Source organism: Pseudomonas sp. B424 (assembly GCF_055408345.1).
In genome coordinates this window covers 209,766-234,319 of sequence record NZ_JBUZTL010000002.1, presented here as the reverse complement: position 1 = coordinate 234,319, position 24,554 = coordinate 209,766, and the positions used below count along the sequence as shown (strand labels likewise).

Annotated in this window: 23 protein-coding genes; 12 read left to right on the top strand and 11 right to left on the bottom strand. The window is 58.0% G+C overall.

The window, feature by feature from the left end; genetic code table 11:
- Positions 1–165: 165 nt before the first annotated feature.
- The 4 genes from ACZRMS_RS03450 to sdhC are packed head-to-tail and all read right to left on the bottom strand — an operon-like array spanning position 166 to position 3,409.
- Positions 166–870 carry a succinate dehydrogenase iron-sulfur subunit gene (locus ACZRMS_RS03450; protein WP_048359504.1) on the bottom strand — a complete coding sequence of 235 codons (705 nt, stop codon included), beginning with the start codon at positions 868–870 and terminating at the stop codon, positions 166–168.
- A gap of 11 nt (positions 871–881) precedes the next feature.
- The gene (gene sdhA / locus ACZRMS_RS03445) at positions 882–2,657 is read right to left on the bottom strand and encodes a succinate dehydrogenase flavoprotein subunit (protein WP_463945047.1); all 1,776 of its coding nucleotides are present in this window, start codon (positions 2,655–2,657) and stop codon (positions 882–884) included.
- Between the two features lie 3 nt (positions 2,658–2,660).
- The gene (gene sdhD, locus ACZRMS_RS03440) at positions 2,661–3,029 is read right to left on the bottom strand and encodes a succinate dehydrogenase, hydrophobic membrane anchor protein (protein ID WP_003446906.1); all 369 of its coding nucleotides are present in this window, start codon (positions 3,027–3,029) and stop codon (positions 2,661–2,663) included.
- Positions 3,023–3,409 carry a succinate dehydrogenase, cytochrome b556 subunit gene (sdhC, locus tag ACZRMS_RS03435; RefSeq protein ID WP_088500128.1) on the bottom strand — a complete coding sequence of 129 codons (387 nt, stop codon included), beginning with the start codon at positions 3,407–3,409 and terminating at the stop codon, positions 3,023–3,025. The genes sdhD and sdhC overlap by 7 nt, the downstream gene beginning before the upstream one ends.
- Positions 3,410–3,759: 350 nt before the next feature.
- Here sdhC and gltA point away from each other — a divergent pair, with 350 nt between their 5' ends.
- Positions 3,760–5,049, top strand: coding sequence for a citrate synthase (gltA, locus tag ACZRMS_RS03430; protein ID WP_463994136.1), 1,290 nt, complete (start codon positions 3,760–3,762; stop codon positions 5,047–5,049).
- A gap of 260 nt (positions 5,050–5,309) precedes the next feature.
- Here the strand turns inward: gltA and ACZRMS_RS03425 are convergent, their stop codons facing one another.
- The 3 genes from ACZRMS_RS03425 to ACZRMS_RS03415 all read right to left on the bottom strand — a co-directional run bounded on the left by ACZRMS_RS03425 (position 5,310) and on the right by ACZRMS_RS03415 (position 8,357).
- Entirely contained in the window at positions 5,310–6,968 is a 1,659-nt protein-coding gene (locus ACZRMS_RS03425) for a cation acetate symporter (RefSeq protein WP_463994135.1), read from the bottom strand.
- Positions 6,965–7,276: a DUF485 domain-containing protein gene (locus tag ACZRMS_RS03420; protein WP_463994134.1), complete on the bottom strand. Its 312-nt coding sequence runs from the start codon at positions 7,274–7,276 to the stop codon at positions 6,965–6,967. The genes ACZRMS_RS03425 and ACZRMS_RS03420 overlap by 4 nt, the downstream gene beginning before the upstream one ends.
- A gap of 223 nt (positions 7,277–7,499) precedes the next feature.
- Positions 7,500–8,357 carry a glycine betaine ABC transporter substrate-binding protein gene (locus ACZRMS_RS03415; RefSeq protein ID WP_463994133.1) on the bottom strand — a complete coding sequence of 286 codons (858 nt, stop codon included), beginning with the start codon at positions 8,355–8,357 and terminating at the stop codon, positions 7,500–7,502.
- A gap of 276 nt (positions 8,358–8,633) precedes the next feature.
- On the opposite strand from ACZRMS_RS03415, the gene ACZRMS_RS03410 reads away from it, so the two are divergent.
- On the top strand, positions 8,634–10,184 hold the full coding sequence (locus ACZRMS_RS03410; RefSeq protein ID WP_463994132.1) for a glycoside hydrolase family 17 protein: 1,551 nt from the start codon (positions 8,634–8,636) through the stop codon (positions 10,182–10,184).
- 158 nt (positions 10,185–10,342) lie between these two features.
- On the opposite strand, the gene ACZRMS_RS03405 is transcribed toward ACZRMS_RS03410, so the two are convergent.
- Positions 10,343–10,705: a hypothetical protein gene (locus tag ACZRMS_RS03405; protein WP_463994131.1), complete on the bottom strand. Its 363-nt coding sequence runs from the start codon at positions 10,703–10,705 to the stop codon at positions 10,343–10,345.
- Positions 10,706–10,935: 230 nt separating this feature from the next.
- On the opposite strand from ACZRMS_RS03405, the gene ACZRMS_RS03400 reads away from it, so the two are divergent.
- Together ACZRMS_RS03400 and ACZRMS_RS03395 are read left to right on the top strand one after the other, a co-directional pair.
- Positions 10,936–12,234 (top strand): serine/threonine protein kinase, encoded by a 1,299-nt coding sequence (locus ACZRMS_RS03400; RefSeq protein WP_463994130.1) that lies wholly within the window; start codon positions 10,936–10,938, stop codon positions 12,232–12,234.
- A complete protein-coding gene (locus tag ACZRMS_RS03395) occupies positions 12,227–13,015 on the top strand; it encodes an MlaA family lipoprotein (protein WP_463994129.1) in 789 nt (262 codons plus the stop codon). The genes ACZRMS_RS03400 and ACZRMS_RS03395 overlap by 8 nt, the downstream gene beginning before the upstream one ends.
- A 29-nt stretch (positions 13,016–13,044) precedes the next feature.
- Here the strand turns inward: ACZRMS_RS03395 and ACZRMS_RS03390 are convergent, their stop codons facing one another.
- Together ACZRMS_RS03390 and ACZRMS_RS03385 are read right to left on the bottom strand one after the other, a co-directional pair.
- On the bottom strand, positions 13,045–14,190 hold the full coding sequence (locus tag ACZRMS_RS03390) for a patatin-like phospholipase family protein (protein WP_463994128.1): 1,146 nt from the start codon (positions 14,188–14,190) through the stop codon (positions 13,045–13,047).
- 27 nt (positions 14,191–14,217) lie between these two features.
- Entirely contained in the window at positions 14,218–15,150 is a 933-nt protein-coding gene (locus ACZRMS_RS03385) for a lipid A biosynthesis lauroyl acyltransferase (protein ID WP_463994127.1), read from the bottom strand.
- Positions 15,151–15,269: 119 nt separating this feature from the next.
- Here ACZRMS_RS03385 and minC point away from each other — a divergent pair, with 119 nt between their 5' ends.
- The 7 genes from minC to ACZRMS_RS03350 all read left to right on the top strand — a co-directional run bounded on the left by minC (position 15,270) and on the right by ACZRMS_RS03350 (position 22,155).
- The gene (minC, locus tag ACZRMS_RS03380; RefSeq protein ID WP_463994126.1) at positions 15,270–16,007 is read left to right on the top strand and encodes a septum site-determining protein MinC; all 738 of its coding nucleotides are present in this window, start codon (positions 15,270–15,272) and stop codon (positions 16,005–16,007) included.
- 200 nt (positions 16,008–16,207) lie between these two features.
- Positions 16,208–17,020 carry a septum site-determining protein MinD gene (gene minD / locus ACZRMS_RS03375; protein WP_048358615.1) on the top strand — a complete coding sequence of 271 codons (813 nt, stop codon included), beginning with the start codon at positions 16,208–16,210 and terminating at the stop codon, positions 17,018–17,020.
- Between the two features lie 3 nt (positions 17,021–17,023).
- Positions 17,024–17,278 (top strand): cell division topological specificity factor MinE, encoded by a 255-nt coding sequence (minE, locus tag ACZRMS_RS03370; RefSeq protein WP_463994125.1) that lies wholly within the window; start codon positions 17,024–17,026, stop codon positions 17,276–17,278.
- 90 nt (positions 17,279–17,368) lie between these two features.
- A complete protein-coding gene (locus ACZRMS_RS03365; RefSeq protein ID WP_003446879.1) occupies positions 17,369–18,004 on the top strand; it encodes an RluA family pseudouridine synthase in 636 nt (211 codons plus the stop codon).
- A gap of 188 nt (positions 18,005–18,192) precedes the next feature.
- Entirely contained in the window at positions 18,193–19,482 is a 1,290-nt protein-coding gene (locus ACZRMS_RS03360) for a M18 family aminopeptidase (RefSeq protein ID WP_048358616.1), read from the top strand.
- Positions 19,483–19,694: 212 nt separating this feature from the next.
- On the top strand, positions 19,695–19,877 hold the full coding sequence (locus ACZRMS_RS03355; protein WP_048358617.1) for a hypothetical protein: 183 nt from the start codon (positions 19,695–19,697) through the stop codon (positions 19,875–19,877).
- Between the two features lie 118 nt (positions 19,878–19,995).
- Complete coding sequence (locus ACZRMS_RS03350) at positions 19,996–22,155, top strand: mechanosensitive ion channel domain-containing protein (protein ID WP_463994124.1); 2,160 nt, start codon at positions 19,996–19,998, stop codon at positions 22,153–22,155.
- 137 nt (positions 22,156–22,292) lie between these two features.
- Here the strand turns inward: ACZRMS_RS03350 and ACZRMS_RS03345 are convergent, their stop codons facing one another.
- Complete coding sequence (locus tag ACZRMS_RS03345) at positions 22,293–23,012, bottom strand: UTRA domain-containing protein (protein WP_463994123.1); 720 nt, start codon at positions 23,010–23,012, stop codon at positions 22,293–22,295.
- Between the two features lie 347 nt (positions 23,013–23,359).
- On the opposite strand from ACZRMS_RS03345, the gene ACZRMS_RS03340 reads away from it, so the two are divergent.
- Entirely contained in the window at positions 23,360–24,427 is a 1,068-nt protein-coding gene (locus ACZRMS_RS03340; RefSeq protein ID WP_463994122.1) for an ABC transporter substrate-binding protein, read from the top strand.
- Positions 24,428–24,554: the final 127 nt, after the last annotated feature.

Sequence of the window (24,554 nt, the reverse complement as noted above, 5' to 3'; positions counted from 1 at the left end):
TCACGCTGATAGTCCGGGTACCAGCCCGGATGCCCCTGCTGGTCTCATTTCTTCAAAATAAGAGCCGCAACTTCATGAGCTGCTGCTCAGGTTAAAACTACGGCGCCGGTTGAAGCCTGCGCCGTAGCATCTACGGTTACAACGGTGCTGCGGTACAGCCTTTGATCACACGCCGCTTTGCAGCAGCATGCTACGCACGTGACCGATGGCCTTAGTCGGGTTCAAGCCCTTCGGACACACGTTTACGCAGTTCATGATCCCGCGGCAGCGGAATACGCTGAACGGGTCATCCAGCGAAGCCAGACGCTCGGTGGTCTTGGTGTCACGGCTGTCAGCCAGGAAGCGATAGGCTTGCAACAGTGCAGCAGGGCCCAGGAACTTGTCAGGGTTCCACCAGAAGGACGGGCACGAGGTCGAGCAGCAAGCGCACAGGATGCACTCGTACAGACCGTCGAGCTTTTCACGCTCTTCTGGCGATTGCAGACGCTCAATGGCCGGAGCCGGAGTATCGTTCTGCAGGAACGGCTTAACTTTCTCGTATTGCTTGTAGAAGATGCTCATATCGACGACCAGGTCACGGATAACCGGCAAACCTGGCAATGGACGAACAATCAGCTTGTTGCCTTTAACGACAGCAGACAGCGGCGTTACACACGCCAAGGCGTTTTTGCCGTTGATGTTCATGCCGTCGGAGCCGCAAACACCTTCACGGCAAGAGCGACGATAGGAGAAACCCTCGTCCTGCTCTTTGACCAGCGCCAGCACGTCCAGCACCATCAGGTCTTTACCATTGGTATTGACCTGGAATTCCTGCATGAACGGCGCGGCGTCCTGATCCGGGTTGTAGCGATAAACACTGACTTTCAACATGTCGGCCACCCTTAGTAAGTCCGAATCATAGGTTCAAAGGTCGGAACGGTTTTCGGCGAGAAATTCACCGCACGCTTGGCTACGCGCTTGTCACCCGGGAAGTACAGGGTGTGGCACAGCCAGTTAACGTCGTCACGATCTTCAAAGTCTTCACGGGCGTGGGCACCGCGCGATTCTTTACGAACTTCAGCAGCGATTGCAGTAGCTTCAGCCACTTCGAGCAGGTTTTGCAGCTCAAGGGCTTCGATACGGGCCGTGTTGAACGCCTGGCTCTTATCGTTGATTTTCACGTTGGCGATGCGCTTGCGCAGATCAGCCAGCTGGGCAATACCCTTCTGCATGTATTCGCCGGTACGGAACACACCGAAGTAGTTCTGCATGCAGCTTTGCAGCTCTTTACGCAGGGTTGCTACGTCTTCGCCATCAGTACGCGAGTTCAGGCCGTCCAGACGTGCCAGGGCAGCGTCGATATCGGACTGACGTGGACGGGCGTAATCAACGCCTTCTTTCAGGGTCTGCTCAAGGAACAGGCCTGCGGCACGACCGAATACCACCAGGTCGAGCAGCGAGTTGCCGCCCAGACGGTTGGCACCGTGAACCGATACGCATGCCACTTCACCCACCGCGAACAGGCCGGGGATGATCTGGTCAACGCCGTCGGCATCCTGAGTGATCGCCTGGCCATGAATGTTGGTGGCAACGCCGCCCATCATATAGTGGCAAGTAGGAACAACCGGAATTGGCGCTACAGCCGGATCAACGTGTGCGAAGGTTTTGGACAGCTCCATGATGCCTGGCAGACGGCTGTGCAGAACTTCTTCACCCAGGTGATCGAGTTTCAGCATTACGTGGTCGCCATCCGGGCCGCAACCGTTACCCGCGATGATTTCCTTAACCATCGAGCGAGCCACTACGTCACGACCGGCAAGGTCTTTGGCGTTCGGAGCATAACGCTCCATGAAACGCTCGCCGTGCTTGTTGATCAGGTATCCACCTTCACCACGGCAACCTTCTGTAACCAGTACACCGGCACCGGCAATACCGGTCGGGTGGAACTGCCACATCTCGATGTCTTGTACCGGTACGCCAGCACGCAGTGCCATGCCAATACCGTCACCGGTGTTGATCAGGGCGTTGGTAGTGGAGGAGTAGATACGACCTGCACCGCCAGTTGCCAGAACGGTGGCGTTAGCGCGCACGTAAGAGGTTTCGCCTGTTTCGATGCAGATAACGATCATGCCGACAAAGTCGCCAGCCTCGTTCTTCACCAGGTCGACACCGTAGTATTCGTTCAGGAATACAGTGCCGGCCTTCAGGTTGGCCTGGTACAGGGTGTGCAGCAGCGCGTGACCGGTACGGTCAGCTGCAGCGCAGGTACGGGCAGCCTGGCCGCCTTTACCGAAGTCCTTGGACTGGCCGCCGAACGGACGCTGGTAGATGCGACCCTGCTCGGTACGGGAGAACGGCATGCCCATGTGCTCGAGCTCGTACACGGCTTCCGGACCTACGGAACACATGTACTCGATAGCGTCCTGGTCACCGATGTAGTCGGAACCCTTGACGGTATCGTACATGTGCCAGCGCCAGTCATCGTTCGGATCTGCAGAAGCGATCGCGCAGGTGATGCCACCCTGTGCCGATACGGTATGCGAACGGGTCGGGAAAACCTTGGTGATTACGGCAGTCTTGTGACCGCCTTGTGCCAGCTGCAGAGCAGCGCGCATGCCAGCACCGCCGCCGCCAATAATAATGGCGTCGAACGAAAGTGTATTAACTGTGTTAGCCATGAATCAGATACCCCAAAGAATCTGCACACCCCAGACGAAGTAAGCGAACATTGCAACGCCGCAGACTGCCTGGAAGAGGAAACGTACTGCTGTCGCGGACTTGCCCAGCGCCATCGGCGTCAGGTAGTCGGTCGCGATGGTCCACATGCCTACCCAGGCGTGTGCGCCCAGAGCAACAAGGGCCAGCAGGCTGAAGATACGCATCCAGTTGCTTGCGAACAGCTCATGCCATTGTGCGTAGCCAATGCCTGGGTTCGCAACGAGGTATCCGATCAGGAAAATGAAATAAGCCGCTAGAACAACCGCAGACACACGTTGTGCCATCCAGTCATAGAGGCCCGAACGCGACAGGTTCGTAACGCTGGTTACCATATCCAAACTCCCGCCAGAACAATCATCACCACAGAAATGACGATTACTATTTTCGAGCCCAGTCGGCCGCCTTCAAGCGTCTCACCGATGCCCATGTCCATGATCAAGTGGCGCACACCGGCAACCAGGTGATACAGCAAGGCAGAGAGCAGGCCCCACGCAACGAATTTGGCCAGCGGACTGGTCAAGCATGCCTTCACCTCGGCAAAACCTTCTTCGGAACCCAGGGATTTGCTCAATGCATAAAGCATGATGCCCAGGCCGAGAAAAAGAATAATGCCCGATACACGGTGCAGAAATGACGTAACGCCGGTGATGGGGAGTTTGATGGTCCTTAGGTCTAGGTTTACAGGTCGTTGGCTATTCACGGCTTTTTTCACACTGAAGAGCCCCTAACAATCAGGGCAAGTTTGTTGGGATGCGCACTGGTCAGGTACCCACCACCCGGGAGTGACGACCCCCATCTAAACAGGCCCAAAAGCCCCTGGCGGTCGGCTGCCGAGTATAGACAGTTAGGTCACTAATGACAACGCAAACACCTCCCCCTAATAGCGCATTGCGCTCAGGCTATAAAAGGCGTAAACGGCAGGGATAATCGCTAAAAAACCCAGCTCAAAGCCTTGTACAGCAAGACTTTAGGCAAATTGACATTCAAATTTATCTCACTATAGTGGTGCGGGCCCTGCGTGGGGGGTCTGTCTGATGATTTCAAGCATAAATAGGAGGCCACATGGCTGACAAAAAAGCGCAGTTGATCATCGAGGGCGCAGCCCCCGTCGAGCTGCCCATTTTAACTGGCACCGTGGGTCCCGATGTAATCGATGTGCGCGGCCTAACGGCAACGGGCCGATTCACATTTGACCCTGGCTTCATGTCGACTGCATCTTGCGAGTCGAAGATCACCTATATTGATGGTGACAACGGTATCCTGCTGCACCGCGGCTACCCGATCGAACAGCTGGCTGAACACTCTGACTACCTTGAGACCGCTTATCTGCTGCTGAACGGCGAACTGCCGACCGCAGAGCAGAAGGCTCAATTCGTCAGCACCGTGAAGAACCACACCATGGTTCACGAGCAGTTGAAGACTTTCTTCAACGGCTTCCGTCGTGACGCCCACCCGATGGCGGTCATGTGCGGTGTAGTCGGCGCCCTTTCGGCCTTCTACCACGACTCCCTGGACATCAATAACCCGCAGCATCGCGAAATTTCCGCGATCCGTCTGGTTGCCAAGATGCCAACCCTGGCAGCGATGGTTTACAAGTACTCCATGGGTCAACCCATGATGTACCCGCGTAACGACCTGACCTACGCCGAAAACTTCCTGCACATGATGTTCAACACACCGTGCGAGATCAAACCGATCAGCCCGGTACTGGCCAAGGCAATGGATAAGATCTTTATCCTGCACGCTGACCACGAACAGAATGCCTCGACGTCCACCGTACGCCTGGCAGGCTCTTCGGGCGCTAACCCGTTCGCCTGTATTGCTGCCGGTATCGCTGCACTGTGGGGCCCCGCCCACGGCGGTGCAAACGAAGCCGTTCTGACCATGCTCGACGAAATTGGCGATGTTTCAAACATCGACAAGTTCATCGCCAAGGCCAAGGACAAAAACGATCCGTTCAAACTGATGGGCTTTGGTCACCGGGTTTACAAAAACCGCGACCCTCGCGCCACCGTGATGAAAAAGACCTGCGACGAAGTGCTTAAAGAGCTGGGCATTCAGAACGATCCACAACTCGAACTGGCCATGCGCCTGGAAGAGATCGCCCTGACCGACCCGTACTTCATCGAACGCTCCCTGTACCCGAACGTCGACTTCTACTCGGGGATCATCCTCAAGGCGATCGGCATTCCAACCAGCATGTTCACCGTGATTTTCGCCCTGTCGCGCACAGTTGGCTGGATCTCGCACTGGAAAGAAATGCTCTCCAGCCCGTACAAGATTGGCCGTCCGCGCCAGTTGTACACCGGTTACGAGCAGCGTGACCTGACCAAGCTGGAAGACCGCAAGTAAGGCATATCCCACGATATAGTCTTAGCTGCAAACAAAACGGCCTCTATATATAGAGGCCGTTTTTGTTTTGCGCCGTTTTAACCCTGTGCAGAACTGACAGCTGTGGGAGCGGGCTTGCTCGCGATGGTATCGCAGTGGCTCGCCTGACAGGCCGCAGTGATGCCATCGCGAGCAAGCCCGCTCCCATACAAACCTCAACACAAAAAAATCCCCCTGCCTCACGACAGGGGGATTGCTTTACACATAACGCCTACCGCTGATTAATGATCCACCGCCCCGCTCGCCCCCAAACCAGTCTGTGAACGCACAAACTGAGGGAAGAACAAGGCGCGTTCTTTCTCTGCCGCCTTGGACTTGTCCGTGATGGAGAAGAACCAGATACCCGCGAATGCAATGATCATGGAAAACAGTGCCGGGTACTCGTAAGGGAAAATGGCTTTTTCATGATGCAGGATCTGCACCCAAATGGTCGGCCCCAGAATCATCAAGCCCACCGCACTGATCAGCCCCATCCAGCCGCCAATCATGGCGCCGCGAGTGGTCAGGTTTTTCCAGTACATGGAAAGCAGCAGTACAGGGAAGTTGCAGCTCGCAGCAATGGAGAACGCCAGGCCCACCATAAATGCGATGTTCTGGCTTTCGAACAGGATGCCCAAGCCAATCGCCAGTACCGCCAAGGCAATAGTCGTGATCTTCGAAACGCGGATCTCATCCTTGTCGTTGGCCTTGCCCTTCTTGATCACACTTGCATACAGGTCGTGAGACACCGCCGAGGCACCGGCCAGGGTCAGCCCCGCTACTACCGCAAGAATAGTGGCGAAGGCTACGGCCGAGATAAAGCCCAGGAACATGCTGCCGCCAACCGCATCGGCCAGATGCACGGCCGCCATGTTGTTGCCACCCAGCAAGGCGCCAGCAGCGTCTTTGAATGCAGGGTTGGTGCTTACCAGGATGATCGCGCCAAAACCGATGATAAAGGTCAGGATGTAGAAGTAACCGATGAAGCCCGTTGCGTAGAACACGCTCTTGCGTGCTTCCTTGGCATCGCTCACGGTGAAGAAGCGCATCAGGATATGTGGCAGGCCGGCAGTACCGAACATCAGTGCCAGACCGAGGGAAAAGGCCGAAATCGGATCTTTCACCAGGCCGCCCGGGCTCATGATCGCTTCACCTTTAGGGTGAATTTTCACTGCCTCGGCAAACAACGCATTGAAATCAAAGTTGACGTGTTTCATCACCATCACAGCCATGAACGTCGCACCCGACAACAGCATCACCGCTTTGATGATCTGTACCCAGGTGGTTGCCAGCATGCCGCCGAACAACACGTACATGCACATCAGAATACCTACCAGAACCACCGCAACATGGTAGTCCAGACCGAACAGCAACTGAATCAGCTTGCCTGCACCTACCATCTGCGCGATCAGGTAGAACGCCACCACCACCAGCGAACCGCACGCCGACAGCGAGCGGATCTGGGTTTGACCCAAACGGTACGAGGCAACGTCAGCAAAGGTGTATTTGCCCAGGTTACGCAGACGCTCTGCGATCAGGAACAGGATGATTGGCCAGCCCACCAGGAAGCCGATGGAGTAGATCAGGCCGTCGTAGCCAGAGGTGTAAACCAGCGCGGAAATACCCAGAAAGGACGCCGCAGACATATAGTCGCCCGCAATTGCCAGACCGTTCTGGAAACCCGTGATCTTGCCGCCAGCAGCATAATAGTCGGCAGCCGACTTGTTACGCTTGGACGCCCAGTAAGTAATGCACAGAGTCGCGCCAACAAATACGACGAACATGATGATCGCCGAGATATTAAGCGGTTGTTTCTGCACTTCGCCGGTCAGGGCCTCTCCTGCCCAGACCGCTGGTGCAAGGGCGGCAACGCCCAGTGTTGCCAATAGGCGCCCGATCATTGCCCTGCCTCCTTGAGAATTGCATTGTTCAGCTCATCAAACTCGCCATTGGCCCGGCGCACATAGATGCCGGTCAGAATAAAGGCCGAAACAATCAGCCCCACACCAATCGGGATACCCCAGGTAATAGACGAATCGGGACTCAACTTGGTCCCCATGATGTGTGACCCATAAGCAATTAACAGGATAAAGGCGGCATATAGCCCGAGCATGATTGCCGAGAGAATCCAGGCGAACCGCTCTCTTTTTTTGACCAGCTCCTTGAAGCGCGGGCTGTTTTGAATCGAGAGGTAAATGCTGTCGTTCATTATTTTTGTCCTCGCAGCACAGATGAGATGGAACGTTTTCACTATTAGGGCGCCGCAAATTCAATTCCAGACGACTTTAGTAGTAGAGCCCAAAATCTGCTGCAGCCCGCGTTTTCTCTAGTCTGCAAGGACGATGCACATAAGCGGGCAACTGTAAAAAAGCAAAAACCGCTTGATGTAAACACCAAGCGGTCTTGTGTACTGCGAGCTAGACGCTTCGCGATTATTTAGCGGTCCACTCGGCAACACGCTCCGGGTGCCTGGCAACCCACTCTTTGGCCGCAGCCTCGGGTTTGGCCCCCTCTTGAATAGCCAGCATTACCTCACCAATTTCATCTTTTGAGTTCCAGGAAAATTTCTCCAGAAACGCGACAACTTCAGGCGCTTTCTTGCCCAGCTCTTTGCTGCCGATACTGTTTACCGTTTCTGCAGCGCCATATACGCCTTTTGGATCATCCAGAAAGCGCAATTTCCACTTGGCAAACATCCAGTGCGGGACCCAACCCGTCACCGCGATGGGTTCATTCTTGGCATAGGCGCGACCCAGCTCCGAAGTCATGGCCGCCCCCGAACTGGCTTGCAACTTATAACCCTTGAGGTCGTAGTCCTTGATTGCCTCATCGGTTTTGAGCATGACGCCCGATCCGGCATCAATACCGACAATCTTGTTTTTAAACTCGTCACTGCCCTTCAAATCCTCGATGGACCTGGCTTTTACATACTCAGGAACGATCAGGCCGATTTTTGCATCTTTGAAGTTAGGTCCGTAATCAACGACCTTGTCTTTATTCTTCGCCCAGTACTCGCCATGAGTCACCGGCAACCAGGCGGACAGCATGGCGTCCAGTTTGCCCGTGGCCACGCCCTGCCACATGATGCCCGTTGCCACCGGCATCAACTTCACGTCATAACCCAGCTTTTGCTTGATCACTTCGGCCGCAACATGGGTGGTCGCCACGCTGTCGGACCAGCCGTCCACATAACCTATATTCAGGGGCGGCTTGCTCTGGGCACCTGCCAGGCCCGCACTCATCGCCAGCACCAAGGCAGCTCCCGCGCTCAAAATTCGTCGCTTCTTCATCTTTGATTCCCCACAGTGCCGGGCCCGACGAGTGCCGGACCGCATCTGGATTCGCTCAGTGCTCTCACACCTTGTTTAGCCTGCACCCTGATCATCAACCGCGACTGCCGTCAGCCCTGCTCTGACCACGACGCCCAGGCAACTACAAGCGACATGGCGCCAACACAGGTTTTTGCCGGACGGGCCGCCGAACTTTACGTGTCAAAATCATACGCAGCCGCTTAGGCCACTCAATTGCAGGTAAGATGCGCGGCTTTGTTCCCATACGGCCTGACCATGTCCGCGACTGCCCGATTCCCCGTGCTGCCTTACCTCTTTGCCTGTTTACTGGGCGTTTTTGCCATTGCCGGCTTCTGGTACGGCCTTGGCAAGCCGGTGATATTGCCCGATGCGGCCACACCGACCCATAAATTGCAATGTGCGTCCTACACACCGTTCGACAAGGACCAGTCACCGTTCGACCAGCCTTTCGTACCACGGGTTGAGCGCATCGATGCGGACCTGGCATTGCTGGCAACGCGCTTTCAATGCATTCGCACCTACTCCCAGGCCGGCCTTGAAGCCCTGCCGGACCTCGCACGCAAGCACGGCCTGAAACTGATGATCGGTGCCTGGGTCAGCAGCGATCCTGTCGCCACTGAACAGGAAGTCAACGCCCTGATCGCCTCGGCCAATGCCAACCCGGACGTGGTCAGCGCAGTGATCGTCGGCAACGAAGCCTTGCTGCGCAAAGAAGTGACCGCTCCGCAATTGGTCAAGCTGATCGGCAAGGTTAAAAGCCAGATCAAGCAACCCGTGACCTATGCCGACGTCTGGGAGTTCTGGCTGCAACATCCGGAAATCGCCCCGGCGGTAGACTTTTTGACCATTCACTTGCTGCCTTACTGGGAAGATGACCCTGCAGGCATTGACCAGGCAGTCAACCACGTCGCACAAATCCGTCAGGTGTTCGGCAACAAATTCGCACCCAAAGACATCCTCATCGGCGAGACCGGCTGGCCCAGCGAAGGTCGCCAGCGTGAAACCGCCCTGCCGAGCCGGGTCAACGAAGCCAGGTTCATTCGTGGCTTTGTCACTCTGGCCGAGCAAAACGGCTGGAAATACAACCTGATCGAAGCGTTCGACCAACCCTGGAAGCGTGGCAGTGAAGGCGCTGTTGGCGGTTACTGGGGTTTGTTTGACGCCGATCGCCAGGAGAAAGGCATCCTGGCAGGCCCCGTATCCAACCTGCCGCACTGGCCAGCCTGGCTGGGCCTGAGCGCAGCGCTGTTTCTGACCACGCTGATCATCGGCGGGCGCGTTCGCTCGACCCGTGCCGCCCTGCTGCTGCCGGCACTGGGTGCTGTGGCGGGATGCTCTGTCGTGGCATGGGCTGAACTGGCGTCAGTCACCAGTCGTTTCGCTGGCGAGTGGGTATGGGCGGGCTTGCTCGTTGGCCTGAACCTGATCGTATTGAGTCATGCCGCGCTGGCACTTGGCCAAAAAGAGGGCTGGCGCGAGCGCCTGTTCAATGTGCTGGAACGCCATGCAGGCTGGTGGCTGGCGGCAGCCGGGTTTGCCGGTGCCGTGATGATGCTGGGGCTGGTGTTTGAACCACGCTATCGCAGCTTCCCGAGTGCAGCACTGGTACTGCCTGCACTGGTTTATATGCTGCGCCCGGTACGTGGCCCACGCCGCGAGTTCGGCCTGCTGGCATTGATCATTGGCGCGAGCGTACCGGTGCAGCTGTACCGCGAAGGCCTGATCAATGAACAGGCCTGGGGCTGGGCGCTGGTGAGCGTAATGATGGTGATCGCACTGTGGCGCAGCCTGCGCCAGAAAGCGTAACACCCCACCTTAGTGGGAGCCGGGCTTGCCCGCGATTCAGGCGATGCGATCTGTCAGGAAGACCGCGCTGATACCTTCGCGAGCAGGCTCGCTCCCTCGGGCTTAAAACACGAAATACGGATATGCGGGAGCCGGGTTAGCCCCCACATTGCGGCTTCTTACTTCGCTGCCCGCACCAATCGCAGCCCTGCAATCACCACCGCAAACACGGCCAGGCTGGCGTTATACAGCGCCAGCGCAGGCAAGCCGAACAGCAAGGCCAGCACTGCCAACGTACGGCCGACGCGCCCACGTATAAAGAAGGCGATAATCGACAGCACCAGCGCAACCCATCCCAACACCCTGAAATGAATCAACAACCCCAGATTCGAACGCAGCTGGCATTCCCAGCGCGCAGCCTCTGCAACACACGTCCCCACCCACTGCGGGTCTTCCATCAAGCCGTAACGCAGCCCATAACTGGCAATCAGCCACACAGGCAGGGCGATAAGCAGCAAGATCAACGGCAAACGAGGTCGCATAAAAACTCCGATAGACAAAAGCGGCGCCCAGCTTAATCTCCATCCCTGCCTATGCAAGCCTTGCAATCAGATATCTGTTAACTAAAGTCATTCAACGTGTATCTTTGGGTAGCTTTTTTCCTGCCCGATACTCTCTGGGGATTTATTTAGTGTCGCCTTATGGCACTTCAGTACTAGCCCTGTGGTCATAGCCTGCGAATCTTTTGCGCACCTTTTTAGGGATAGTCTTCATGCTTCGTTCTCTGCCCTTCGCTGCCTTATTAGGCGGCCTTATCTTGAGTGCGTCCGCACAGGCGGTCGATGTCGATCCCGCAACCTATGGCTACCCGATAACCAATCCGTTCGAAGCCACGATTGCCACCACTCCGCCGGAGATGCGCCCGCTTCTGCCCGACGAAGAAGACATCAACCAATCGGACCACACACTCAACCTGCGCCCCGAGCGCGAGTTCACACTGCCCGCCAACTTTTGGGCCGTGAAAAAGCTGACCTACCGCATGGCAACACAGGACCATCCTGCACCGCTGATGTTCCTGATTGCCGGCACCGGCGCGGCCTATGACAGCAGCCTCAACGAGTACCTGAAAAAGCTCTTCTACAAAGAGGGTTATCACGTTGTCCAGCTGTCATCACCGACCAGCTATGACTTCATGAGTGCAGCCTCGCGCCTGGCCACACCGGGCATCAGCCAGTACGATGCCGAGGACCTGTATCACGTGATGCAGGCCGTACGCGCCCAGCAAGCAAGCGTTCCGGTGACCGACTACTACCTGGCGGGTTACAGCCTTGGCGCGCTGGATGCAGCGTTCGTCAGCCACCTGGATGAAACCCGCAAAAGCTTCAACTTCAAAAAAGTATTGATGCTCAACCCCCCGGTCAACCTCTATACCTCCATCAGCAACCTCGACAAGATGGTGCAGACAGAGGTCAAAGGCATCAACAACACCACCACGTTCTATGAGCTGGTACTGGGCAAGCTGACCCGCTACTTCCAGGACAAAGGCCGGGTGGACCTGAACGCGGCCCTGGTCTATGACCTGCAGAACTCCAAGGAGCGCCTGACCAACGAGCAGATGGCAATGCTGATCGGCACCGTCTTCCGTTTCTCGTCGGCCGATATTGTGTTCACCTCGGACCTGATCAACCGCCGCGGCCTTATCACGCCGCCTAACTACCCGATCACCGAAGGCACCAGCCTGACGCCCTTTCTCAAGCGCTCACTGCTGTGTGATTTTGACTGCTACCTCACGGAGCAAGTGATCCCGATGTGGCGCGCCAAAACCGATGGCGGCAGCCTGTTGCAACTGATTGACCAGGTCAGCCTTTACGCGCTGCAGGACTACCTGAAAGACAGCCCCAAGATTGCCGTCATGCATAACGCCGATGACATCATCCTCGGCCCTGGCGACCTGGGATTCCTGCGCAAGACTTTCGGCAACCGCCTGACGGTCTACCCGTACGGCGGCCACTGCGGCAACCTCAATTACCGAGTCAACGCTGACGATATGCTGGAGTTTTTCCGTGGCTAAACAACTATTGCTTATTGCCACCCTGCTCAGCGCAGGCTTTGCCCACGCGGACAACAGCAAGGCTCACACGGAGCTCACGCCAGATGTCGACGGCTTTACCCAGCCATTGAAACTGCTGAAGTTCAATCCGGGCCTGGATCAGCGTGAATTTGAACGCGCCACCATGAACGCGCTCAACGTGTATGACCCGCTGGAGTCAATCAACCGCCGCATCTACCATTTCAACTACCGCTTCGACCAGTGGGTATTCCTGCCGGTGGTGGATGGGTATCGCTATGTCACGCCGAGCTTTCTGCGTACTGGCGTGAGCAATTTCTTCAACAACCTGGGCGATGTTCCGAACCTGTTCAACAGCCTGCTGCAGCTCAAGGGCCACCGCTCGCTGGAGACCACCGGGCGCTTGCTGTTGAACACGACTCTGGGCGTTGGCGGCCTGTGGGACCCGGCCACCTCGATGGGCCTGCCCCGTCAAAGCGAAGATTTCGGGCAAACACTGGGCTTTTATGGCGTACCGGGCGGTGCTTACCTGATGCTGCCGATCCTCGGCCCGTCCAACCTGCGCGATACTACCGGCCTGGTGGTTGACTATGGCGCCAGCCAGGAAATCAACTTCCTCAACGTGCCGCACGAAAGCACACGCCATCCGGAAATCTGGGTACTGGGCGCTATCGACAAGCGCTACAACACCAAATTCCGCTATGGCCAGTTCGACTCGCCGTTTGAGTACGACAAGCTGCGCTACATCTACACCGAAGCGCGCAAACTGCAGATCGCCGAGTAAACACCTGTAGTCGCCGCCAAAAGCTGCGACTACAGGTTCAAAAACTCGCACAGCGCATCGTGCTTGGCCATCGCATCGCGGCGGCCAAGCTCGATCAGCTCCCGGCAATAACCCGACTCGAACAGCAAGTAACTCAGCACCCCTGCGCCACTGGTTTTGGTAGCTCCGGGGCCACGCAAAAATGTGCGTAATGCGAGAGGCAACTCATGCCGGTGGCGTGCGGCAATTTCGTCGATGGGCTGACTGGGGGCAATCACCAGTACCTCCACGGGCGACAGGCCCAGGTTGTCCGTTTGCCGGGGCAGCAAACGGCTGAAGTGATTCAAGCGCTCCAACAGTTCGATATCACCCTCCAGGCTGTCAATAAACGTGCTGTTGAGCATATGCCCGCCAATTTGTGCCAGGGTCGGTTGAGCTGCGTTGTAGAAACGCGGCTGGCCATCCTGCACGTCCGGCCCTCGCGGGTTACCGCTCACCCCCACCACCAGCACCCGGTTGGCCCCCAGATGCAGCGCAGGACTGATGGGCGCCGATTGACGCACGGCGCCATCGCCAAAGAACTCTTCGCCAATCTTGACCGGGGCAAACAACAGCGGGATGGCCGAACTGGCCAGTAAATGCTCCACCGTCAATGCCGTCGGCAAACCGATGCGCCGATGACGCAACCAGCCGTGGATCGTGTCCTTGCCTTGATAAAAGGTCACCGCCTGGCTGGACGAGTAGCCAAACGCCGTGACCGCAATCGCACGCAGGTGTCGCTCGGCAATCGCCTGTTCGATACCCGCAAAATTGATTTTGTCGTGGAGCAAATCGCGCAAGGGCGAACTGTCGAGCAGGGCCACCGGCACCTGGGAGCCCAGCCCGAGCAGGCTGTGGCCTACAAAGCGACTGGCCTGACGGAGCACGCCCGGCCAGTCACTGCGCAATACGCGACGGCTTTCAAAACCCTGCCAGAATGCGGTCAGGTGCTCGACCGCACGGGTGAAGTCCATCGCCCCGCTGGCCAGGCTTACCGCGTTGATCGCCCCCGCCGACGTACCTACGATGACCGGGAACGGGTTCGGCGCGCCAGCTGTCAGCAACTCGGCAATCGCTGCCAGCACGCCGACCTGGTAGGCCGCTCGCGCGCCACCGCCAGACAGGATCAGGCCTGTGACAGGTACGGCTGGGTTCACTGCCAGCCGCCCTTGCAGCGCCCCGTATCAGCGGCGCTTGTCGTAGAGCTTGGGCTCGCCCGGCGGGCGGGTCTTGAACCGGCGGTGGGCCCACAGGTATTGCTCGGGGCATTCGCGCACCGCCCGCTCGACCCATTGATTGATTCGCAGACAATCGGCCTCATCGCTTTCTCCGGGGAAATCCCTCAGGGGAGGATGAATGACCAACTTGTAACCACTGCCGTCGGCCAGTCGTTGTTGAGTAAAGGGCACAACCTGCGCTTTGCCCAGTCTGGCAAATTTGCTGGTGGCGGTGACGGTCGCTGCCTCAATACCGAACAAGGGTACGAAGATACTTTGCTTGGCGCCGTAATCCTGGTCGGGCGCATACCAGATCGCCCGCCCGGAGCGCAGCAACTTGAGCATGCCGCGCACGTCATCGCGCTCAACCGCCAGCGAGTCCACGTTGTGCCGCTCACGGCCCCGACGCTGGATGAAATCGAACAGCAGGTTTTTGTGCTCGCGGTACATCCCGTCAATCGTGTGCTGCTGACCGAGCAGGGCCGCACCGATTTCCAGGGTGGTGAAGTGAAACGCCATCAAAATAACGCCCTTGCCTTCCAGCTGGGCCTGCTTGAGGTGCTCCAGCCCTTCGATATGTGCCAATTTGGCCAGGCGGGGCCTGGACCACCACCAGCTCATGGCCATTTCAAAAAAGGCGATACCGGTCGAGGCGAAGTTTTCCTTGAGCAAGTGCTTGCGCTCGGAGGCGGACTTTTCAGGGAAGCACAGCTCAAGGTTGCGCGAGGCAATGCGCCGGCGATCACCGGCCACCCGGTACATCAGCGCGCCCAACCCCCGGCCGATACACAGCTGTACTTTATAAGGCAGTTGTACCACCAGCCACAGCACGCCCAACCCCAGCCATAGCAGCCAGTAGCGCGGATGAAAAAAAGCAGCACGAAAATGCGGGCGATCCATTAATGATTCCGGACAGACACAAGGATCGGGCATTCTACATCGTTCGACCCGGCTTGCGGCTTGCGGGCGTTCTCGTTATAAGTCTCAGCACTTTAAGTGACAAGTCGCGTTAAGCAACCATGAGCCAAACCGAATCGCTAGACCAAGCCCCTGTGTTCCAGCTAAAGGGCAGTATGCTCGCCATTACGGTGCTGGAACTGGCACACAACAACCTTGAAGCCCTTGACCGTCAACTGGCGGCCAAAGTGGCCCAGGCTCCGAATTTTTTCAGCAACACCCCGCTGGTACTGGCGCTGGACAAGCTGCCCGCCAGCGAAGGGGCTATCGATTTGCCCGGGCTGATGCGCGTGTGCCGCCAGCATGGCCTGCGCACCCTGGCCCTGCGTGCCAATCGTATCGAAGACATCGCCGCCGCCATTGCCATCGACCTGCCCGTGCTGCCGCCTTCAGGCGCTCGTGAGCGACCGATCGACCCTGTCGAAGTCGTCGCACCGAAAAAGCCCGAAAAACCGCCCGAGCCCGCCATCAAACCGACCAAAATCATTACCAGCCCGGTACGTGGCGGCCAGACGGTGTATGCCGAGGGCTGTGACCTGGTGGTTATCGCTTCCGTCAGCCCCGGTGCGGAACTTATGGCCGATGGCAACATCCATGTGTACGGGCCTATGCGTGGCCGGGCACTCGCCGGGCACAAGGGCAACACCAAGGCACGGATTTTCTGCCAGCAACTGAGCGCCGAACTGGTGTCGATTGCAGGCAAGTACAAGGTATCTGAAGACTTGCGCCGAGATCCGTTGTGGGGCACAGGCGTTCAAATCAGTCTGTCAAGTGACATGTTGAACATCACCCGTCTTTAACGGATACTCTCGCCATTTTCCAAGCATCTCAAATTCGTAGAGAAAACAGATTTAACCTTGTAGGCAACCAACGACCAACCAGCGTTTACGCTCTGTAAACGTGACCCGGAAGATGACCCGCCAAGGCTGTTTGCCTGCCGTCGTTTATAGAGATGTTATTCAGGGGCTAAAAAGTCCTTTTTCCTTAGGGGTGAAACACCTTGGCCAAGATTCTAGTGGTTACATCCGGCAAGGGTGGTGTGGGTAAGACCACCACCAGCGCCGCTATCGGTACCGGCCTCGCTCTGCGCGGCCACAAGACAGTGATCGTCGACTTCGACGTTGGCCTGCGTAATCTCGACCTGATCATGGGTTGCGAACGACGTGTGGTGTATGACTTCGTTAACGTGGTTAATGGCGAAGCCAACCTGCAACAGGCCCTGATCAAAGACAAGCGTCTGGAAAACCTGTACGTGCTGGCCGCCAGCCAGACCCGTGACAAGGATGCACTGACCAAGGAAGGCGTCGAAAAAGTTCTGATGGAACTTAAAGAGACGTTTGAATTCGTGGTTTGCGACTCTCCAGCAGGTATCGAAACCGGTGCCCACCTGGCCATGTACTTCGCCGATGAAGCGATCGTCGTGACCAACCCGGAAGTGTCTTCGGTACGTGACTCGGACCGCATGCTGGGCCTGCTGGCCAGCAAATCGCGTCGCGCCGAGAAGGGTGAAGACCCGATCAAGGAGCACCTGCTGCTGACCCGCTACAACCCGGACCGCGTTTCCAAGGGCGAAATGCTCGGCGTTGAAGACGTCAAGGAAATCCTGGCTGTAGCCTTGCTGGGCGTGATTCCCGAGTCCCAGGCCGTATTGAAAGCTTCCAACCAGGGCGTGCCCGTGATCCTTGATGATCAGAGCGACGCCGGCCAGGCCTACAGCGATGCTGTTGATCGCCTCCTGGGCAAAACCGTGGAGCATCGGTTCCTTGATGTACAGAAGAAGGGATTCTTCGAGCGCCTGTTTGGAGGCAACTAAACAATGAACATTTTTGACTTCTTTCGTACCCGCAAAACGCCATCCACCGCGTCGGTCGCGAAAGAGCGTCTACAAATTATCGTGGCGCACGAACGCGGCCAACGCAGCACCCCGGACTACCTGCCTGCCCTGCAAAAAGAGCTGGTCGAAGTAATCCGCAAATACGTCAATATCGGGGATGATTCTGTACAGATCGCCCTCGAAAACGAGGGTAGCTGCTCGATTCTGGAACTCAACATCACGCTGCCTGATCGTTAATCGATCGGGCTGACACCGCGGCGACTTGGGCGCCTTCCCTGCAGGGAAGGTTCCCTCGTCGCCGTTGGTGTTTGTTAAGAGGCTGTTTTAATGCCGTTGTCCAACATCCACATCATCCATCAGGACGCTGGCGTTCTGGTGGTCAACAAGCCGACGCTGCTGCTTTCGGTGCCTGGCCGGGCCGAAGACAACAAGGACTGCCTGATTACCCGCCTGCAAGAAAACGGCTACCCCGAGGCGCGCATTGTCCATCGGCTGGATTGGGAAACCTCCGGGATCATTCTGTTGGCACGGGATGCCGATACCCATCGCGAACTGTCGCGCCAGTTCCATGATCGCGAAACCGAAAAGGCCTATACCGCACTGGCCTGGGGTCAACCCGAGCTGGACAGTGGCAGCATCGACTTGCCCCTGCGTTACGACCCGCCGACCAAGCCCCGGCATGTGGTCGACCACGAATTCGGCAAAAACGCCCTGACCTTCTGGAAGGTGCTGGAACGCTGCGGCGATTACTGCCGTGTCGAGTTGACACCCATTACCGGGCGCTCGCACCAGTTGCGCGTACACATGCTGTCTATCGGTCATCCGCTGCTGGGCGACGGCCTTTATGCGCACCCCCAGGCCCTGGCCGCCTGGCCGCGCCTGTGCCTGCACGCGAGCATGCTGAGCTTCACCCATCCGCAAACCGGTGAACGCCTGCGCTTCGAGTGCCCGGCACCGTTTTAAGTCCTCATATCCCCCGTGGGAGCGGGCTTGATCGCGATACATGCAACGCGGTTTTTCAGGAACTGCGCGCGGATGCCATCGCGAGTAAGCCCGCTCCCACGAGAAACCGCCATTTACCGATGGATATTTGGCGGCCAAATCTTGCGATCAATGCGCTAAACTCGCGGCCTTGCTGTCTGGAGTAACTTATGCGCGAAGAGTTGAACCAAGGCCTGATCGACTTTCTCAAGGCCTCCCCTACCCCCTTTCATGCCACTGCCAGTCTTGTTCAGCGCCTGGAGGCTGCCGGTTATCAGCGCCTCGACGAGCGCGAAACCTGGTTCACCGAAGCCAATGGTCGCTATTACGTCACCCGTAATGACTCCTCCATTGTGGCCTTCAAGCTGGGTCGCCACTCCGCGCTGCAAGGCGGCATCCGTATGGTCGGCGCTCACACAGACAGCCCGTGCCTGCGCGTCAAGCCACAGCCGGAACTGCAACGTCAGGGCTTTTGGCAGCTGGGCGTTGAAGTCTACGGCGGCGCCTTGCTGGCGCCCTGGTTCGACCGCGACCTGTCCCTGGCCGGGCGCGTCACCTTCCGCCGCGACGGCCAGGTCGAAAGCCAGCTGATCGACTTCAAGGCACCGATCGCGACCATCCCCAACCTGGCGATCCACCTCAATCGCACTGCCAACGAAGGCTGGGCAATCAACCCGCAAACCGAGCTGCCGCCGATCCTGGCCCAGGTGGCCGGTGACGAGCGCGTGGACTTCCGCGCCCTGCTCGCCGACCAGCTGGCACGCGAACACGGCCTCAACGCCGACGTGGTGCTCGATTACGAGCTGAGTTTCTACGACACCCAAAGTGCCGCCGTCATCGGCCTTAACGGTGACTTCATCGCCGGTGCGCGCCTGGACAACCTGCTGTCGTGCTACGCCGGCCTGCAAGCTCTGCTCAATACCGAGACCGAAGAAACCTGCCTGTTTGTGGCCAACGACCATGAAGAAGTGGGTTCCTGTTCGGCTTGCGGCGCCGACGGCCCGATGCTGGAGCAGATCCTGCAACGTCTGCTGCCGGAAGGTGACGAGTACGTACGCACAATCCAGAAATCGCTGCTGGTGTCAGCAGACAACGCCCACGGCGTTCACCCCAACTACGCCGAGAAGCACGATGCCAACCACGGCCCCAAGCTCAACGCGGGGCCGGTGATCAAGGTCAACAGCAACCAGCGCTACGCCACCAACAGCGAAACGGCCGGGTTTTTCCGCCACCTGTGCATGGCCGTAGAAGTGCCGGTGCAAAGCTTTGTGGTGCGCAGCGACATGGGCTGTGGTTCGACGATTGGCCCGATCACCGCCAGCCACCTGGGTGTGCGTACCGTGGATATCGGCCTGCCGACATTCGCCATGCACTCGATCCGCGAACTGGCCGGCAGCCATGACCTGGCGCACCTGGTCAAAGTCCTGAGTGCGTTTTACGCCAGCAACCAGTTGCCGTAAAAAACAGGGGCATCATGTGTGGGAGCGGGCTTGCTCGCGATGCTTTTGGCGCGGCGTGTCAGGTAAGACGCGCCGATGCCATCGCGAGCAAGTCCGCTCCCACAGTCGATCATCACCTGCAGGCAATGGCTGATTCATTTTTGATACACATCAGCACACATCTTCGCAAACCGACCTAGACTCGAAGTATTCATTTGCTCAGGTCCATAACCATGTTTGAAACGGCTGCGTTCCACTCCATGATGATCCCCATTGTTTGCGGCATGTTGCTGCTGACCATTGGCTTCAACTTTCGCGAACGCAGTAGCGGCGTCGGCGTGCTGATGATCTGGTGCGGCATGCTACTGATTTTCGGCACCATCATTTTCAAGATCCTCGCCAAACTGAACGAATAGGTGCTCTGGTTTTTTGCCCCTGAATCCGCGACCAGTCATTTATGTGTGACAAGAAATGAATGATCGCGGGCCCTAGCGTACACTCGGCCAATTCGCACCCCTCGAGGTTGATCGCCCAGTGTTTCTTCGTCTTTTCGCCCTGCCCTATTGCCTGCTGGTTTGCCTGCTGACGCTGTTGCCCATAACTTCGGCCCAGGCCGCTGGCTTGCCCGGTCTGCTCGGCAGTTCGGATAAAACCCAGGCGCAACCGACCGAGCCGCTCGGCCAATCCCTGGACGAGGTGATCAAGAACCTCGAAAGCGATCAGCAGCGCAGCAAGTTGCTGACCGACCTGAAAAAGCTGCGCGACGCCACAAAGAAAGCCCAGCCCGAAGCTGAAATCGGCGTCCTGGGCCTGATCGGCAGCACCCTGTCCGACCTCGAAAAGCAGTTCTCCGGAGCTGACAGCCCGACCTCTCGCTGGTCCAAGGAAATAACCCAGGCCAAGGACGAGTTCACTGCCCTGATGCTGCCGGCCAATGAGTGGCTGCCAATCATTTTCGGTTTTGCCCTGGTCATCATGATCTGGAGCCTGCTGGCCGCCCTGCTGATCTGGGTCAGCCACCGCGTACGCCTGCGCTTTGGCCTGAGTGAAGAGCTGCCGCAACACCCCAAGGCCGTCGACATGCTGCGCTTTGCCTTGCGCAAGCTGGGGCCGTGGATGGTCGCACTGATGATTACGGTGTACATGAGCTACGCCTTGCCGTCTTCCCTGGGTAAAGACCTGGCGATGGTGCTGGCCTATGCGCTGGTGATCGGCACCTGTTTTTCGGCCATTTGCGTGATTCTTTTCTCCTTGCTCGATGGCCCCCATCGCCACCGCGCCCTGCATATCCTGCGGCACCAGGCGTTTCGCCCGCTGTGGTGGATCGGCAGCTTCGCGGCCTTTGGCGAAGCGCTGGGTGACCCGCGACTGGTCGCCACCCTCGGCGTGCACCTGGCCCATACGGCTGCCACCTTTGCCAATGTGATGGCTGCGCTGTCCACCGGGCTGTTTATCATCCGGTTCCGCCGCCCCATCGCCCACCTTATCCGCAACCAACCATTGTCCCGGCGCCTGACTCGCCGCGCCTTGAGCGACAGCATCGAGATCCTCGGTACCTACTGGTACGTGGCGGCCCTGATTCTGGTGGGCGTGTCACTGGTGGCGACCTTTATCTCGGCTGGCGATACCAGTACCGCGTTACGCCAGTCACTGATTTGCACCGTGCTGGTGGTGTTGTGCATGGTGATCAACGGGCTGGTACGCCGTCATGCGCAAAAACCGCAACGCGGGCACAAACGCCACGCACTGTATTCCGAGCGTTTGAAAAGCTTCGTCTACACCCTGGCGCATCTGGTGGTGTGGCTGGTGTTCATCGAACTGGGGCTGCGGGTCTGGGGCATGTCGCTGATCAGCTTCACCGAAGGCGATGGCCATGAGATCAGCGTCAAGCTGTTCGGCCTTGGCGGCACGTTGCTGTTTGCATGGCTGATCTGGATCCTCTCAGACACCGCCATTCACCATGCCCTGACCCGCTCACGCAAAGGTTTGGCCAACGCTCGCGCGCAAACCATGATGCCGCTGATTCGCAACGTGCTGTTTGCGGCGATTTTCATCATTGCGCTGATCGTTGCCCTGGCCAACATGGGCATGAACGTGACCCCCCTGCTGGCCGGTGCCGGTGTGATCGGTCTGGCCATCGGCTTTGGTGCGCAGTCCCTGGTAGCCGACCTGATTACGGGGCTGTTCATCATCATTGAAGACTCCCTGGCCATCGACGACTACGTCGATGTCGGCGGCCACCTGGGGACGGTTGAAGGCTTGACGATTCGTACTGTGCGCCTGCGGGACATCGACGGCATCGTGCACACCATCCCGTTCAGCGAAATCAAGAGCATCAAGAACTACTCCCGCGAGTTCGGCTACGCCATCTTCCGCGTCGCGATCCCCTACAACATGGAAATCGACGACGCGATCAAACTGATGCGCGAAGTCGGGCAAAAAATGCGCACCGACCCGTTGCAGCGCCGCAATATCTGGTCGCCGCTGGAGATTCAGGGGGTGGAAAGTTTCGAGTCCGGCAGCGCAATCCTGCGAGCCCGCTTCAAGACTGCGCCGATCAAGCAATGGGAAGTCTCGCGGGCATTCAACCTGTCACTCAAGCGTCATCTGGATGAAGCCGGGCTGGACCTGGCCACCCCGCGCCTGAGTGTGCAGGTGGTCACAGCGGGCAGCGGGATGCTGCAGAAGGATTGACCCGCAATCAGCCTCACCCTGTGGGAGCGGGCTTGCCTGCGATGGCATCAACTCGGCATGACTGATATGCCAAGTTGTCTGCATCGCGAGCAAGCCCGCTCCCACAGGTTTGGCGTTGCCCACAAAAGCAGGTTGGTTCAACGCTCCAGCACGTCCACCCCGACATGAATCGCATCATGTCGCCAATATTCCAGATCGCAGTCGATCAGCCGTTCGTGCTGGTCGTAATTGACCCGGGCAATGCGCAAGCCCGGGCTGCCCGTGGACAGCTTGAGCGTGGCCGCGGCTTCGATCGGCAGCGCTGTGGGCACGATCTCGAAACGCACCCGACCGTAATGCAAATCGTAGTGCCGGGCATACAGCTCGGTAATCGATTGCGTGAGATCGAGTTCCAGAATCCGCGGAAAGTATTGCGGGTTCAGATAGTGCTCGACGTAGAGCACCAGCCGCCCGTCAATGCGCCGGCCACGGCAGATCTGGATCACGCTGGACAGCGCCGGCAACTGCAACCGCTCACACACCGCCGCCGTGGCTGGCAGCAGGCGCGCCGAAATCACTTCAGTGGTGGGTACGCGCCCCTGGGCCGTGACCATGGCATGGAAGTGACTGCGCTGCATCAGGTTGTAAGCCAGACGCGGCGGCGAAATAAACCAGCCCCTGCGCTCCTCGCGATACACCAGCCCCTGGGCTTCCAGCTGCAACAACGCCTCGCGCACCGTGACGCGGGTCGTGGCAAACAACTCGCTGAGTTTGCGCTCAGCCGGCAACTGACTGCCGCACGCCAACAGGCCGTGCTCAATCTGCTCTTGTAGCGTGCGACTGATTGCCGTCACCGCCTTGGGTGCACCTTCTCGCATCAACGTTACCTGGCTGGACTAGTCCAGCACCAAATGTGGGCAGGCATGACCGCTGAAACCGTCATTCCTTGAGCCTGCCAGCCTAGGCAGAACATATGACTGTTCGATGACAGGGACCGCGCCCCATGCCGCTCAAAAACAGCCATAGGCCTTGCCGGGCGGGGCCTGCGCGATGGTCTACGCTTATCTGAAATCCTCACGCCGGCCCGCGATATCCCTTGCACAAGTAATGCCGACATTAAAGTGTCATCTGCCGGGCTTAAATTGGCTCAGGTATTGCTGACCTAGACCAACCCACCGCAAAAAAGCAATAAAACCCAGCGTTGAAAACGCCCAAGGAGCTTCGGATGAAACAGTTTTTCCTCGCATCACTGTTAGGTTCAAGCATTGCCCTGTGCACGTCGGCCATGGCCGCCGATGTCGATTTAAAAGCCCTGGAAGCCGCCGCCAGGGCTGAAGGTGCGGTCAACAGTGTCGGCATGCCCGATGACTGGGCCAACTGGAAAGGCACCTGGGCTGACCTGAACAAGCTCTATGGCCTCAAGCACATCGATACCGACATGAGCTCGGCCCAGGAAGTGGCCAAGTTTGCCGCTGAAAAAGACAATGCCAGTGCCGACATCGGTGACGTGGGCGCAGCCTTCGGCCCGATTGCCGTGGCCAAGGGCGTGACCCAGCCGTACAAGCCAACCACCTGGGACCAGATCCCTGACTGGGCCAAGGACAAGGACGGTAACTGGGCGCTGGCCTACACCGGCACCATCGCGTTTATCGTCAACAAGAAGCTGCTGCATGGCTCTGAAGTTCCGACCAAGTGGGCTGATCTGAAGTCCGGCAAATACAAGGTTTCCATCGGTGACGTGAGCACCGCTGCACAGGCCACCAATGGTGTGCTGGCGGCTGCCCTGGCCAATGGCGGCAACGAAAAGAACGTCCAGCCTGCCCTGCTGATGTTTGCTGACATTGCCAAGCAAGGTCGTTTGTCACTGGCCAACCCGACCATCTCCACCATGGAGAAAGGTGAAGTGGAGGTCGGCGTTGTCTGGGACTTCAACGGCCTGAGCTACAAAGCCAAAATGGTCAACCCGGATGACTACGTGGTGCTGATCCCGTCCGACGGTTCGGTGATCTCGGGTTACACCACCATCATCAACAAATACGCCAAGCACCCGAACGCCGCCAAACTGACCCGCGAATTCATCTTCAGCGATGCCGGGCAAACCAACCTGGCGCGCGGCAATGCGCGGCCGATTCGTGCTGAGCACTTGAAGCTGCCGGATGACGTTCAAGCCAAGCTGCTCTCCAACGACCAGTACAAAAATGTAACCCCTATCAAAGACGCAGACGCCTGGGAAAAAACCTCCAAGGCCTTGCCACAGCTGTGGCAGGAAGAAGTCATCATCAATATGCAGTAACCCTTACCGCTCCTGGTCCCTGTGGGACCGGGCCTGCTCGCGATACATACATCCGGTGTTTCAGGTCCATCACGCCGATAGCATCGCGAGCAAGCCCGCTCCCACCATCCATGCGCTGTACCAGCGG